This is a genomic window from Escherichia albertii NBRC 107761 = DSM 17582 (assembly GCF_000759775.1).
Classification (GTDB): Bacteria; Pseudomonadota; Gammaproteobacteria; order Enterobacterales; family Enterobacteriaceae; genus Escherichia; species Escherichia albertii.
This window is the reverse complement of record NZ_BBMY01000023.1, coordinates 34,491-47,816: the sequence shown is the minus strand read 5'-3', so window position 1 is coordinate 47,816 and position 13,326 is coordinate 34,491. Positions and strand designations below refer to the sequence as shown.

Annotated in this window: 12 protein-coding genes and 2 pseudogenes; 9 read left to right on the top strand and 5 right to left on the bottom strand. The window is 51.5% G+C overall.

Features of this window, described 5'->3' with window-relative positions:
- A pseudogene (locus tag EA14781_RS25640) lies at positions 1-180 on the bottom strand (hypothetical protein); the annotation flags it as partial.
- Between the two features lie 278 nt (positions 181-458).
- Here EA14781_RS25640 and EA14781_RS24700 point away from each other — a divergent pair.
- A pseudogene (locus EA14781_RS24700) lies at positions 459-554 on the top strand (type II toxin-antitoxin system RelE/ParE family toxin); the annotation flags it as partial.
- Positions 551-892, top strand: a complete 342-nt coding sequence (locus tag EA14781_RS06635) for a helix-turn-helix domain-containing protein (protein ID WP_000560823.1) — start codon at positions 551-553, stop codon at positions 890-892. The pseudogene EA14781_RS24700 and the gene EA14781_RS06635, both read left to right, overlap by 4 nt.
- A 2-nt stretch (positions 893-894) precedes the next feature.
- Here the strand turns inward: EA14781_RS06635 and ilvY are convergent, their stop codons facing one another.
- On the bottom strand, positions 895-1,782 hold the full coding sequence (ilvY, locus tag EA14781_RS06630) for an HTH-type transcriptional activator IlvY (RefSeq protein WP_000365782.1): 888 nt from the start codon (positions 1,780-1,782) through the stop codon (positions 895-897).
- A gap of 149 nt (positions 1,783-1,931) precedes the next feature.
- Here ilvY and ilvC point away from each other — a divergent pair, with 149 nt between their 5' ends.
- The gene (ilvC, locus tag EA14781_RS06625) at positions 1,932-3,407 is read left to right on the top strand and encodes a ketol-acid reductoisomerase (RefSeq protein ID WP_002460484.1); all 1,476 of its coding nucleotides are present in this window, start codon (positions 1,932-1,934) and stop codon (positions 3,405-3,407) included.
- Positions 3,408-3,537: 130 nt separating this feature from the next.
- Here ilvC and ppiC read toward each other — a convergent pair whose 3' ends face one another.
- Positions 3,538-3,819 carry a peptidylprolyl isomerase PpiC gene (gene ppiC / locus EA14781_RS06620; protein WP_001140258.1) on the bottom strand — a complete coding sequence of 94 codons (282 nt, stop codon included), beginning with the start codon at positions 3,817-3,819 and terminating at the stop codon, positions 3,538-3,540.
- Between the two features lie 86 nt (positions 3,820-3,905).
- Between ppiC and rep the strand changes: the two genes are divergently transcribed.
- Positions 3,906-5,927 carry a DNA helicase Rep gene (gene rep, locus EA14781_RS06615; RefSeq protein WP_001238847.1) on the top strand — a complete coding sequence of 674 codons (2,022 nt, stop codon included), beginning with the start codon at positions 3,906-3,908 and terminating at the stop codon, positions 5,925-5,927.
- Between the two features lie 55 nt (positions 5,928-5,982).
- Here rep and gppA read toward each other — a convergent pair whose 3' ends face one another.
- A complete protein-coding gene (gene gppA, locus EA14781_RS06610) occupies positions 5,983-7,467 on the bottom strand; it encodes a guanosine-5'-triphosphate,3'-diphosphate diphosphatase (protein ID WP_002460487.1) in 1,485 nt (494 codons plus the stop codon).
- 114 nt (positions 7,468-7,581) lie between these two features.
- Positions 7,582-8,847 (bottom strand): ATP-dependent RNA helicase RhlB, encoded by a 1,266-nt coding sequence (gene rhlB, locus EA14781_RS06605; RefSeq protein WP_000047489.1) that lies wholly within the window; start codon positions 8,845-8,847, stop codon positions 7,582-7,584.
- A gap of 130 nt (positions 8,848-8,977) precedes the next feature.
- Between rhlB and trxA the strand changes: the two genes are divergently transcribed.
- The 5 genes from trxA to wzzE all read left to right on the top strand — a co-directional run bounded on the left by trxA (position 8,978) and on the right by wzzE (position 13,293).
- A complete protein-coding gene (gene trxA / locus EA14781_RS06600; protein ID WP_001280776.1) occupies positions 8,978-9,307 on the top strand; it encodes a thioredoxin TrxA in 330 nt (109 codons plus the stop codon).
- A gap of 139 nt (positions 9,308-9,446) precedes the next feature.
- On the top strand, positions 9,447-9,545 hold the full coding sequence (locus EA14781_RS06595) for a rho operon leader peptide (RefSeq protein ID WP_010335530.1): 99 nt from the start codon (positions 9,447-9,449) through the stop codon (positions 9,543-9,545).
- Between the two features lie 87 nt (positions 9,546-9,632).
- Entirely contained in the window at positions 9,633-10,892 is a 1,260-nt protein-coding gene (gene rho, locus EA14781_RS06590; RefSeq protein WP_001054527.1) for a transcription termination factor Rho, read from the top strand.
- A 239-nt stretch (positions 10,893-11,131) separates the two neighbouring features.
- Complete coding sequence (gene wecA, locus EA14781_RS06580; protein WP_001050963.1) at positions 11,132-12,235, top strand: UDP-N-acetylglucosamine--undecaprenyl-phosphate N-acetylglucosaminephosphotransferase; 1,104 nt, start codon at positions 11,132-11,134, stop codon at positions 12,233-12,235.
- A gap of 11 nt (positions 12,236-12,246) precedes the next feature.
- Positions 12,247-13,293, top strand: coding sequence for an ECA polysaccharide chain length modulation protein (wzzE, locus tag EA14781_RS06575; protein WP_000193464.1), 1,047 nt, complete (start codon positions 12,247-12,249; stop codon positions 13,291-13,293).
- Positions 13,294-13,326: the final 33 nt, after the last annotated feature.

Here is a 13,326-nt window from a genome sequence, read left to right as displayed (position 1 = left end):
TGAGTGGTCATGACCTGGGGCGAAAAAGGCATCCGCTGGCGTGCGTTCGCGATAATGAGACGTTAAACACTCCTTCAGCGCCAGGTACTTCACATCCTGAACGGTGATTCCTTTTGGTTTGGCTTGCACGCTGCAACTTACCGCCAAAACCAGAAATAATATCCACTTCCTTATTGTCATTAAGTTGCCCTCTAATATCCGGATACCATCTTCCCCCAGTTTATTGCGCTTTTCTGCCCGAAAACAGGTCGTTTCCGGAGCATCCAGTCATTCAATTTTGCGAGACGTTTTCCAGAAGGCGCTCGACCTGCTTGTGGTGAAATTCTGCTCACCCTATCGTCAACTCCGCTATCACTTGCACCTGTTAAAATAGATGTATAAAATTTTATACACAAGGATGTTATGTTACTCACCCAAGCTCTCCCCAATGAAAAAGAAATCCGATGGGCAGAAACCATTTCCAAAAACAGACGCAACAAACCAGTCAACATGATAAAAACATCGCCAGAACGCGTTATAACCGGGTGGTGCAACAACGGAGAAATAGCCTGTGATTGCCAAAACTGATAGTGATATTCGCCATGTGACGCCATCTGGCGGTAATGTTTTTGCTGATTTGGGGTTTGATAAGCAGGACGCCGAAAAACTTTACGCTGATTCCCTGCGTGAAATCGAAAACACCTTAGCGATCAAAGAACAACTGATGGAAGAAATTACCCTCTGGATTACGCAAAACCAGACGAAGCAAGCCGAGGTGGCAACCGTTTTACATATATCCCGACCACGAGTGTCGGATGTCGTCAACAAGAAATACAGCAAATTCACCATCGATGCTCTGGTGAATATGCTTAGCCGTATTGGTAAGCCCGTCAGGGTAATGGTGGGGCCGTAAAACTAATTCGGCAAAATTTTCCAGAACGCCTCAATCAGCGGCTCATGCAGCCGCTTTTTCTGCGCACAGACGCCCAGTTCAAAAGGTGTTTTCTCATCGCTGCGCTCCAGAATCATCACGCGGTTACGCACCGGTTCCGGGCTGTTTTCCAGCACCACTTCCGGCAGCAGCGCCACGCCACAGCCGAGCGCCACCATCGATACCATCGCTTCATGTCCGCCGACTGTGGCGTAAATCAGCGGGTTGCTGATTTTGTTGCGTCGAAACCATAATTCGATGCGGCGGCGTACCGGTCCCTGATCGGCCATGATAAACGGCACCGTTGACCAGTCGGGCTTTTCAACGGATACCTGGTTACGCACCGGGCAGGGCAGCGCAGGCGCAATCAACACCACCGCCAGATTCTCCAGCATCGAAAATGCCACCGCGCCGGGCAATGTCTCTGGCTTACCGGCAATCGCCAAATCTGCTTCGCCCGTGACCACCTTTTCCATTGCATCCGCCGCATCTCCGGTAGTGAGCTTAATCTCCACCGATGGGTGCTCGGCGCGGAAGCGGTCGAGAATCGGTGGCAGATGGCTGTAAGCGGCAGTCACCGAGCAGAAAATATGTAGCTCGCCAGAGAGCGACGGCCCTTGCTGATCGATGGTGTGGCGCAGTTGTTGATACTGCAATAGCGTTTGTTGGGCGAAAACGCGCAGTTCTTCCCCTGCTTCGGTCAGCGTCACTGTCCGGTTATCACGCACAAATAGCGGCTGGCCTAAGTCTTCTTCCAGGCGTTGAATCTGCCGGGAGAGCGTGGACGGGCTGACGTGCATTGCTCGCGCACTGCGGCCAAAATGGCGGCTTTCCGCCAGATGCAGGAAGGTTTTCAGATCGCGTAAATCCAATGGCGCAGCCCTCAATGTTGACGTTGCAGAAATTGCAATGTGATGTTGTGAATATATCAATTTCCGCAATAAATTTCCTGTCATATAGTGAATTCAATCTCGCCAACGCGAACCGAACAATAACAAGCACAACATCACGAGGAATCACCATGGCTAACTACTTCAATACACTGAATCTGCGCCAGCAGCTGGCACAGTTGGGCAAATGTCGCTTTATGGGGCGCGACGAATTCGCCGATGGCGCGAGCTACCTTCAGGGTAAAAAAGTGGTCATCGTTGGCTGTGGCGCACAGGGCCTGAACCAGGGGCTGAACATGCGTGATTCTGGTCTCGATATCTCCTACGCTCTGCGTAAAGAAGCAATTGCTGAGAAACGCGCGTCGTGGCGTAAAGCGACTGAAAATGGTTTTAAGGTTGGCACTTATGAAGAGCTGATCCCGCAGGCGGATTTGGTGGTTAACCTGACGCCAGACAAGCAGCACTCCGACGTGGTGCGCGCTGTACAGCCGCTGATGAAAGATGGCGCGGCGCTGGGCTATTCGCACGGTTTCAACATCGTGGAAGTGGGCGAGCAGATCCGTAAAGATATCACAGTGGTGATGGTTGCGCCGAAATGCCCGGGCACCGAAGTGCGTGAAGAGTACAAACGTGGATTCGGTGTACCGACGCTGATTGCCGTTCACCCGGAAAACGATCCGAAAGGCGAAGGAATGGCGATCGCTAAAGCGTGGGCGGCCGCAACTGGCGGTCATCGTGCTGGCGTGCTGGAGTCTTCCTTCGTGGCGGAAGTGAAATCTGACCTGATGGGCGAGCAAACCATCCTGTGCGGTATGTTGCAGGCGGGTTCTCTGCTGTGCTTCGACAAGCTGGTGGAAGAAGGCACCGATCCGGCATATGCCGAAAAACTGATTCAGTTCGGTTGGGAAACCATCACCGAAGCGCTGAAACAGGGCGGCATCACCCTGATGATGGACCGTCTCTCTAACCCGGCGAAATTGCGTGCTTACGCGCTGTCTGAACAACTGAAAGAGATCATGGCGCCGCTGTTCCAGAAACATATGGACGACATTATCTCTGGCGAATTTTCCTCCGGCATGATGGCGGACTGGGCCAATGACGATAAGAAACTGCTGACCTGGCGTGAAGAGACCGGCAAAACCGCGTTCGAAACCGCGCCGCAGTATGAAGGCAAAATCGGCGAGCAGGAGTACTTCGATAAAGGCGTACTGATGATCGCGATGGTGAAAGCGGGCGTTGAGCTGGCGTTCGAAACGATGGTGGCTTCCGGCATCATCGAAGAGTCGGCTTACTACGAATCACTGCACGAACTGCCGCTGATTGCTAACACCATTGCCCGTAAGCGTCTGTATGAAATGAACGTGGTTATCTCGGATACCGCCGAGTACGGAAACTATCTGTTCTCATATGCTTGTGTGCCGCTGCTGAAACCGTTTATGGCAGAATTGCAGCCAGGCGATCTGGGTAAAGCTATCCCGGAAGGGGCGGTAGATAACGCGCAACTGCGTGATGTGAATGACGCGATTCGTGGTCATGCGATTGAGCAGGTAGGTAAGAAACTGCGCGGGTATATGACGGATATGAAACGTATTGCGGTTGCAGGATAAGCTGCCACATGCAGTGCCGGATGGCGGCGTAAACGCCTTATCCGGCCTACAAAAAGAGCACGATTCGTAGGCCTGATAAGCGCAGCGCCATCAGGCAAAAACCCGGTGTTCAGAAGCACCGGGTTTTTTGTTAGTTACGGTACAGCACCTTAATGATGTGGTAACCGAATTGGGTATGCAGCGGTCCGGTTGGCTCCAGCACCGGGCAGGAGAAAACCACTTTATCGAATGCCGGAACCATTTGACCCTGACGGAATTCACCTAAATCACCGCCGCGTTTGCCTGACGGGCAAATGGAGTGTTTCTTCGCCAGCTTGCCGAAATCAGCGCCGTTCTTAATCTGCTCCAGAAGTTCCAGAGCCAGTTTCTCTTCTTTTACAAGGATATGCAGTGCTGCCGCTGTTTTTGCCATGATCGTGCCTTGAGTGGTAAGGATGAGGCTGGCTATACTACCACGCTGTTATTTTCCCCTCCCGACTTTCATTGAGCGATTTTTCTATGCGTCTAAACCCCGGCCAACAACAAGCTGTCGAATTCGTTACCGGCCCCTGCCTGGTACTGGCGGGCGCGGGTTCCGGTAAAACTCGTGTTATTACCAATAAAATCGCCCATCTGATCCGCGATTGCGGTTATCAGGCGCGGCACATTGCGGCGGTGACCTTTACCAATAAAGCGGCGCGTGAAATGAAAGAGCGTGTCGGCCAGACGCTGGGGCGCAAAGAGGCGCGTGGGTTGATGATCTCCACTTTCCATACGTTGGGGCTGGATATCATCAAACGTGAGTATGCTGCGTTGGGGATGAAAGCGAACTTTTCGCTGTTTGACGACACCGATCAGCTGGCGTTGCTCAAAGAGTTGACTGAGGGGCTGATTGAAGATGACAAAGTTCTCCTGCAACAGCTAATTTCGACCATCTCTAACTGGAAGAACGATCTTAAAACTCCGGCGCAGGCGGCGGCAGAGGCAAAAGGCGAGCGGGATCGTATTTTTGCCCATTGTTATGGGCTGTATGATGCGCACCTGAAAGCGTGCAACGTTCTCGACTTCGACGATCTGATTTTATTGCCGACGTTGCTGCTACAACGCAATGAAGAAGTCCGCGAACGTTGGCAGAATAAAATTCGTTATCTGTTGGTGGATGAGTATCAGGATACCAACACCAGTCAGTATGAGCTGGTGAAACTGCTGGTGGGGAGTCGTGCGCGCTTTACCGTGGTGGGAGACGATGACCAGTCGATCTACTCCTGGCGCGGCGCCCGTCCGCAAAACCTGGTGCTGTTGAGTCAGGATTTCCCGGCGTTGAAGGTGATTAAACTCGAACAGAACTACCGTTCTTCCGGGCGTATTTTGAAAGCGGCGAACATCCTGATCGCCAATAACCCGCACGTCTTTGAAAAGCGTCTGTTCTCCGAACTGGGCTACGGTGCGGAGCTAAAAGTATTAAGTGCGAATAACGAAGAACATGAAGCCGAGCGCGTTACTGGCGAGCTGATAGCGCATCACTTCGTCAACAAAACACAGTACAAAGATTACGCCATTCTCTATCGCGGTAACCATCAGTCGCGGGTGTTTGAAAAATTCCTGATGCAAAACCGCATCCCGTACAAAATATCCGGCGGCACTTCATTCTTCTCTCGCCCGGAAATCAAAGATTTGCTGGCTTATCTGCGCGTGTTAACCAATCCAGACGATGACAGCGCATTTCTGCGTATCGTCAATACACCGAAACGGGAGATTGGTCCGGCGACGCTGAAAAAACTGGGCGAGTGGGCGATGACGCGTAATAAAAGCTTGTTCACCGCCAGTTTTGATATGGGGCTGAGTCAGACGCTTAGTGGACGCGGTTATGAGGCGTTGACACGTTTTACCCACTGGCTGGCGGAAATCCAGCGTCTGGCAGAGCGGGAGCCGATTGCCGCGGTGCGCGATCTGATCCACGGCATGGATTATGAATCCTGGCTGTACGAAACATCGCCCAGCCCGAAAGCCGCCGAAATGCGCATGAAGAACGTTAACCAGTTATTTAGCTGGATGACGGAGATGCTGGAAGGCAGTGAACTGGATGAGCCGATGACCCTCACTCAAGTGGTAACGCGCTTTACTCTGCGCGACATGATGGAGCGTGGTGAGAGTGAAGAAGAGCTGGATCAGGTGCAACTGATGACCCTGCACGCGTCAAAAGGACTGGAGTTTCCTTATGTTTACATGGTCGGTATGGAAGAAGGATTTCTACCGCACCAAAGCAGCATTGATGAAGATAATATTGATGAGGAGCGGCGGTTAGCCTATGTCGGTATCACTCGCGCTCAGAAGGAATTGACCTTTACGCTGTGTAAAGAGCGACGCCAGTATGGCGAACTGGTGCGCCCGGAGCCGAGCCGTTTCCTGCTGGAGTTGCCGCAGGATGATCTGATTTGGGAACAGGAGCGTAAAGTGATCAGCGCCGAAGAACGGATGCAGAAAGGACAAAGCCATCTGGCAAATCTGAAAGCGATGATGGCGGCAAAACGAGGGAAATAATCACTCCCTGGAAACGCCGGATAAGATGTCAGCATCGTATCCGGCACCTTACACGTTAATGCACTTCCAACGGCCAGTGGACGTAGCTCTGCCACTGGCTTTCTTGATCAATAATCTCTTTGCCCAGCGGATGCTGCTCCAGCCAACCTTGCGGAAGCGTTAACGTTAACTGTTCATGGTTGGCCTGTAATTTAATTTCCGGCACTAAATCATCACGGCGACGGCTGGCAAAAATAATTGCCAGACGTAGTAAACGGCAGAGTTGTTCTGCGACGCGCGGCGGTACGGCATTTTGCTGATGAAGAGACGAGAGATCGATAGGGTTAGTCTGGTTGAGCAACAGTGTCGCCAGCAGTTTTTTCTGTGCGGGAGTAAACCCTGGAAGATCCAGATTACGTACCAAATAAGCGGCATGTTGCGGCGCTTGCTTGAAATCGACGCTCAGACCAATTTCATGAAGCTGACAGGCGCTGATCAGCAAATCGCGGCTAATTGCTTCCAGATGCCACTCATTTTCTACTTTTTCGAAGAAGTTAGCGGCAACCTTAGCTACTCGCTGCGCTTGATCGATATCAATCATAAAGCGACGTTGAATATTACGCAGTGTACGGCTGCGAATATCCTGTTCGACGGCCAGATGCAACATACCGTAGACCAGGCCTTCACGTAGCGCTCCGCCCGCCAGCGTCATACACTGAATATTCAACTCGGTAAAAATGGCGATGAGAATCGCCAGACCACTTGGGAAGACTAACGCGCGCTCCAGCGTTAACCCATCAATCTCCAGTTCTTCCAGACGACCGCAATGAATGGCGCGCTGTTTCAGTTGCTGCAATTTCTCCAGGGTAATGCGTTCATCCATCCCCTGCGCCATCATGATTTCTTGCAAGGCCTGCACGGTGCCGGAAGCGCCAACGCACACTTTCCAGCCGTGATGCCGCAATTCATCCGCAACCGGACGTAACACTTCGCGCGCGGCTTGCTCGGCAGCGACAAAGTTTTCTTGTCCCAGATGACGATTAGCAAAATAACGTTCCAGCCAGGTAACGCAGCCCATCGACAGGCTGAACAAGGCGGTGGTTTGCGCACCTGTGCCGGTTACCAGTTCGGTACTGGCTCCACCGATATCAACCACCAGTCGCTGATCGGCACCGCCAGTGGTATGAGCAACACCCTGATAAATCAGGCGAGCTTCCTCCTCACCGCTGATAACTTGTACCGGACAACCGAGGATTTCCTGTGCTGTAGCGATAAAATCACAGGCATTGACGGCAAGACGTAACGTCGCCGTGGCGACAACGCGAATTTGCGAGGGTGGGATATCTTGCAGACGTTCAGCAAACAGGCGCAGACATTGCCAGCCGCGCTCCATTGCTTCATTAGAGAGGGCATTTTCGCTGTTCAGGCCAGCAGCCAGACGCACTTTGCGTTTTATTCGCGTCAGCGTCTGGATACTGCCAGCCACCTCGCGCACAACCAGCATATGAAAACTATTCGAACCGAGATCAATAGCGGCATATAGCGACGAGGTGGAACCCATACTCTTCATCCTTCAATTTGTCTCTGCATTGACTGCGCTACAGTAAGCCCATCGGGACTCATTTTCTTGCCATCTTGATGCAGTTTGAATGATTTTGAGTATGGCATTGTTTATTTAACCCGAACGACGACGATTACGCGGAGCGCCAGTACGACGCGGACCATTACCTGGGCGCGTGCGCGTCAGGCGCAGCGGTTTTGGCAGATCGGTCATCAATGCGTCTGGATTGTATTTGCTTACCGGAATTGAGTGACCAATATAGGTTTCAATTGCAGGCAAATTCAACGCATATTCTTCACACGCCAGGCTAATGGAGTGACCACTTGCTCCTGCGCGCCCGGTACGACCGATACGGTGAACGTAATCTTCACAGTCATCAGGTAAATCGTAGTTAAAGACGTGTGTCACGGCCGGGATATGCAAACCACGCGCGGCAACGTCGGTGGCAACCAAAATATCCAGATCGCCGCGGGTAAATTCTTCGAGAATACGCAGACGTTTTTTCTGTGCTACATCGCCAGTTAACAAACCGACACGATGACCATCTGCCGCCAGGTGACCCCAGATCTCTTCACAACGATGTTTAGTGTTAGCGAAAATAATCGCTCTGTCTGGCCACTCTTCTTCGATCAGCGTTTGCAGCAAACGCATTTTTTCTTCGTTAGAAGGGTAGAAAAGCTCTTCTTTAATGCGGTGGCCCGTTTTCTGTTCCGGTTCCACTTCGATGTATTCGGCGTTGTTCATCTGCTCGAACGCCAGTTCACGTACCCGGTACGAAAGCGTGGCGGAGAACAGCATGTTGAGGCGCTGATTCGCAGGCGGCATGCGGCGGAACAGCCAGCGGATATCTTTAATAAAGCCCAGATCGTACATACGATCTGCTTCGTCCAGCACGACTACTTGAATGGCGCCGAGGTTAATGTGGTTCTGCTTGGCGTAGTCAATCAAACGCCCCGTGGTGCCAATCAGAATGTCAACGCCGCTTTCCAGCACTTTCAGCTGTTTGTCGTAGCCATCGCCACCGTAAGCCAGCCCCAGCTTCAGGCCGGTTGCCTGCGCCAGCGGTTCCGCATCGGCGTGGATCTGCACGGCAAGTTCACGCGTCGGTGCCATAATTAAGGCACGTGGCTGGTTCACCTTGCGATCGGCAATCGCGGGATGAGAGAGAAGATAATGAAAAGAAGACGTAAGAAACGCCATCGTTTTCCCGGTACCGGTTTGCGCCTGCCCGGCTACGTCACGACCCGCCAGCGTCAGCGGAAGGGCCAGTGCCTGAATGGGCGTGCAGTTATGAAACCCTTTTTTTTCAAGGGCTTCTACAACCTTCGGATGCAGGGCGAAGTCGGAAAACTTCTGTTCTGTTAAATGTGTTTTGCTCATAGTGTGATAGAATATCAGCTTACTATTGCTTTACGAAAGCGTATCCGGTGAAATAAAGTCAACCTTTAGTTGGTTAATGTTACACCAACAACGAAACCAACACGCCAGGCTTATTCCTGTGGAGTTATATATGAGCGATAAAATTATTCACCTGACTGACGACAGTTTTGACACGGATGTACTCAAAGCGGACGGGGCGATCCTCGTCGATTTCTGGGCAGAGTGGTGCGGTCCGTGCAAAATGATCGCCCCGATTCTGGATGAAATCGCTGACGAATATCAGGGCAAACTGACCGTTGCAAAACTGAACATCGATCAGAATCCTGGCACTGCGCCGAAATATGGCATCCGTGGTATCCCGACTCTGCTGCTGTTCAAAAACGGTGAAGTGGCGGCAACCAAAGTGGGCGCTCTGTCTAAAGGCCAACTTAAAGAGTTCCTCGACGCCAACCTGGCATAAGGGAACGTCATGTTCGGGTGCCCCGTCGCTAAAAACTGGACGCCCGGCGTGAGCCATGCTAACTTAATGTTGACTTCGTATTAAACTTACCTTATTAAGTTTGAATCTTGTAATATCCAACGCTTCCCGTTTTTATCTAATGCGAAGTGAACAGATTTCTGGTTTGTCACTCAATCCGTCTTGTCGTTTCAGTTCTGCGTACTCTCTTGTGACCAGACAGCGAAAAGACATGAGCTGATAACCGTAAACAGGCATGGATGATCCTGCCATACCATTCACAACATTAAGTTCGAGATTTACCCCAAGTTTAAGAACTCACACCACTATGAATCTTACCGAATTAAAGAATACGCCGGTTTCTGAGCTGATCACTCTCGGCGAAAATATGGGGCTGGAAAATCTGGCTCGTATGCGTAAGCAGGACATTATTTTTGCCATCCTGAAGCAGCACGCAAAGAGTGGCGAAGATATCTTTGGTGATGGCGTACTGGAGATATTGCAGGATGGATTTGGTTTCCTCCGTTCCGCAGACAGCTCCTACCTCGCCGGCCCTGATGACATCTACGTTTCCCCCAGCCAAATCCGCCGTTTTAACCTCCGCACTGGTGATACCATCTCTGGTAAGATTCGCCCGCCGAAAGAAGGTGAACGCTATTTTGCGCTGCTGAAAGTTAACGAAGTTAACTTCGACAAACCTGAAAACGCCCGCAACAAAATCCTCTTTGAGAACTTAACCCCGCTGCACGCAAATTCTCGTCTGCGTATGGAACGCGGTAACGGTTCTACTGAAGATTTAACGGCGCGCGTACTGGATCTGGCATCGCCGATCGGTCGTGGTCAACGTGGTCTGATAGTGGCGCCGCCGAAAGCGGGTAAAACCATGCTGCTGCAGAATATCGCCCAGAGCATTGCCTACAACCATCCAGACTGTGTACTGATGGTTCTGCTGATCGACGAACGTCCAGAAGAAGTGACCGAGATGCAGCGTCTGGTGAAAGGTGAGGTTGTGGCTTCTACCTTCGATGAACCGGCATCTCGCCACGTTCAGGTTGCGGAAATGGTGATCGAGAAGGCAAAACGTCTGGTTGAGCACAAAAAAGACGTTATCATCCTGCTCGACTCCATCACCCGTCTGGCGCGCGCCTACAACACCGTAGTTCCGGCGTCTGGTAAAGTGCTGACTGGTGGTGTGGATGCTAACGCTCTGCATCGTCCGAAACGCTTCTTCGGCGCTGCGCGTAACGTGGAAGAGGGCGGCAGCCTGACGATCATCGCAACGGCGCTGATCGACACGGGTTCCAAAATGGACGAAGTTATCTACGAAGAGTTTAAAGGTACAGGCAACATGGAGCTGCACCTCTCTCGTAAGATCGCTGAAAAACGCGTCTTCCCGGCTATCGACTACAACCGCTCCGGTACGCGTAAAGAAGAGCTGCTCACTACCCAGGAAGAGCTGCAGAAAATGTGGATCCTGCGTAAAATCATTCACCCGATGGGTGAAATCGATGCAATGGAGTTCCTCATCAATAAACTGGCGATGACCAAGACCAATGACGATTTCTTCGAGATGATGAAACGCTCATAAATTTGTCTTATGCCAAAAACGCCACGTGTTTACGTGGCGTTTTGCTTTTATATCTGTAATCTTAACGGCGCACTGGCAATATTGGGAAAATTCCTGGATTTTGCTCGTGTGTTATGCAATTTGCATATCAAATGATTAATTTTTGCACAGGGCTGGTGGGTTTGGACGGGAGTTTCCCTTCTGAATAAAGGCCTTCGTGGTTATACTTCTGCTAATAATTTTCTCTGAGAGCATGCATTGTGAATTTACTGACAGTGAGTACTGATCTCATCAGTATCTTTTTATTCACGACACTGTTTCTATTTTTTGCCCGCAAGGTCGCAAAAAAAGTCGGTTTAGTGGATAAACCTAACTTCCGCAAACGTCACCAGGGATTGATACCGCTCGTTGGGGGTATTTCTGTTTACGCAGGGATTTGCTTTACGTTCGGAATTGTCGACTACTATATTCCGCATGCATCTCTCTATCTCGCCTGTGCTGGTGTTTTGGTGTTTATTGGCGCACTGGATGACCGCTTCGATATCAGTGTAAAAATCCGTGCCACCATCCAGGCTGCTGTTGGCATCGTTATGATGGTGTTCGGCAAACTTTATCTCAGTAGCCTGGGCTATATCTTCGGTTCTTGGGAAATGGTGCTCGGGCCGTTTGGCTACTTCCTGACGCTGTTTGCCGTTTGGGCCGCAATCAACGCTTTCAACATGGTTGATGGTATTGATGGTCTGCTGGGAGGTCTCTCCTGCGTCTCGTTCGCGGCAATCGGTATGATTTTGTGGTTCGACGGGCAAACCAGCCTCGCTATCTGGTGCTTTGCGATGATCGCCGCCATCCTGCCATATATTATGCTCAACCTTGGGGTTCTGGGCCGCCGCTACAAAGTCTTTATGGGGGATGCGGGTAGTACGCTGATTGGTTTCACCGTTATCTGGATCCTGCTGGAAACCACCCAGGGCAAAACGCATCCGATTAGCCCGGTGACTGCATTATGGATAATCGCCATTCCGCTAATGGACATGGTGGCAATTATGTACCGTCGCTTGCGTAAAGGTATGAGTCCATTCTCGCCTGACCGCCAGCATATTCATCATTTGATCATGCGCGCCGGGTTTACTTCTCGTCAGGCGTTTGTGTTGATTACCCTTGCCGCCGCACTGCTCGCCTCCATTGGCGTGCTGGCGGAATACTCTCATTTTGTCCCTGAATGGGTCATGCTGGTGCTCTTTTTGCTAGCATTCTTCCTCTATGGCTATTGTATTAAGCGTGCCTGGAAGGTTGCTCGCTTTATTAAGCGTGTGAAACGCCGACTGCGCAGAAATCGTGGTGGCAGCCCCAACTTAACCAAATAAACGAGGATGTAATGACGCAACCAATGCCTGGGAAACCAGCCGAAAATGCTGAAAATGAACTGGATATTCGTGGGTTGTTTCGTACCTTGTGGGCTGGGAAGCTGTGGATTGTTGGCATGGGACTGGCGTTTGCTTTAATCGCGCTGGCGTATACATTTTTTGCCCGTCAGGAGTGGAGCGCGACGGCGATTACCGATCGTCCAACGGTGAATATGTTGGGGGGATACTACTCGCAACAGCAGTTTCTGCGTAACCTGGATGAGCGCGCCGGTACGACTCCTGCCGATCAGCCATCGGTAATGGACGAAGCCTATAAAGAGTTTGTTATGCAACTGGCGTCGTGGGATACCCGCCGCGATTTCTGGCTGCAGACGGACTATTATAAACAGCGGATGGTTGGTAACAGTAAAGCCGATGCAGCGTTGCTGGATGAAATGATCAACAACATCCAGTTTATTCCCGGTGATTCTGCCCGTGCAATCAATGACAACGTGAAATTGATTGCCGAAACCGCCCCTGATGCTAATAACCTGCTGCGTCAGTATGTCGCATTCGCGAGTCAGCGCGCGGCCAGCCATTTGAATGATGAGCTGAAAGGCGCATGGGCGGCGCGCACCATCCAGACGAAAGCTCAGGTAAAGCGTCAGGAAGAGGTTGCGAAAGCGATCTACGACCGCCGGGTAAACAGCATTGAGCAGGCGCTCAAAATTGCCGAACAACATAATATCTCTCGCAGTGCGACAGACGTTCCTGCGGATGAATTGCCTGATTCAGAAATGTTTCTGCTTGGGCGCCCTATGCTGCAGGCGCGGTTAGAAAATTTACAGGCCGTCGGCCCGGCCTTTGATCTCGACTATGATCAGAATCGGGCTATGTTGAACACCCTTAATGTTGGTCCAACCCTGGATCCGCGTTTTCAGACCTATCGCTATTTGCGTACGCCGGAAGAACCGGTAAAACGCGATAGCCCGCGTCGTGCCTTCCTGATGATTATGTGGGGCATTGTCGGGGGGCTGATCGGGGCTGGTGTCGCATTAACCCGCCGTTGCTCGAAATAGCAACACTGCTGCGGCGAGCGCCTGAGAGCTCGC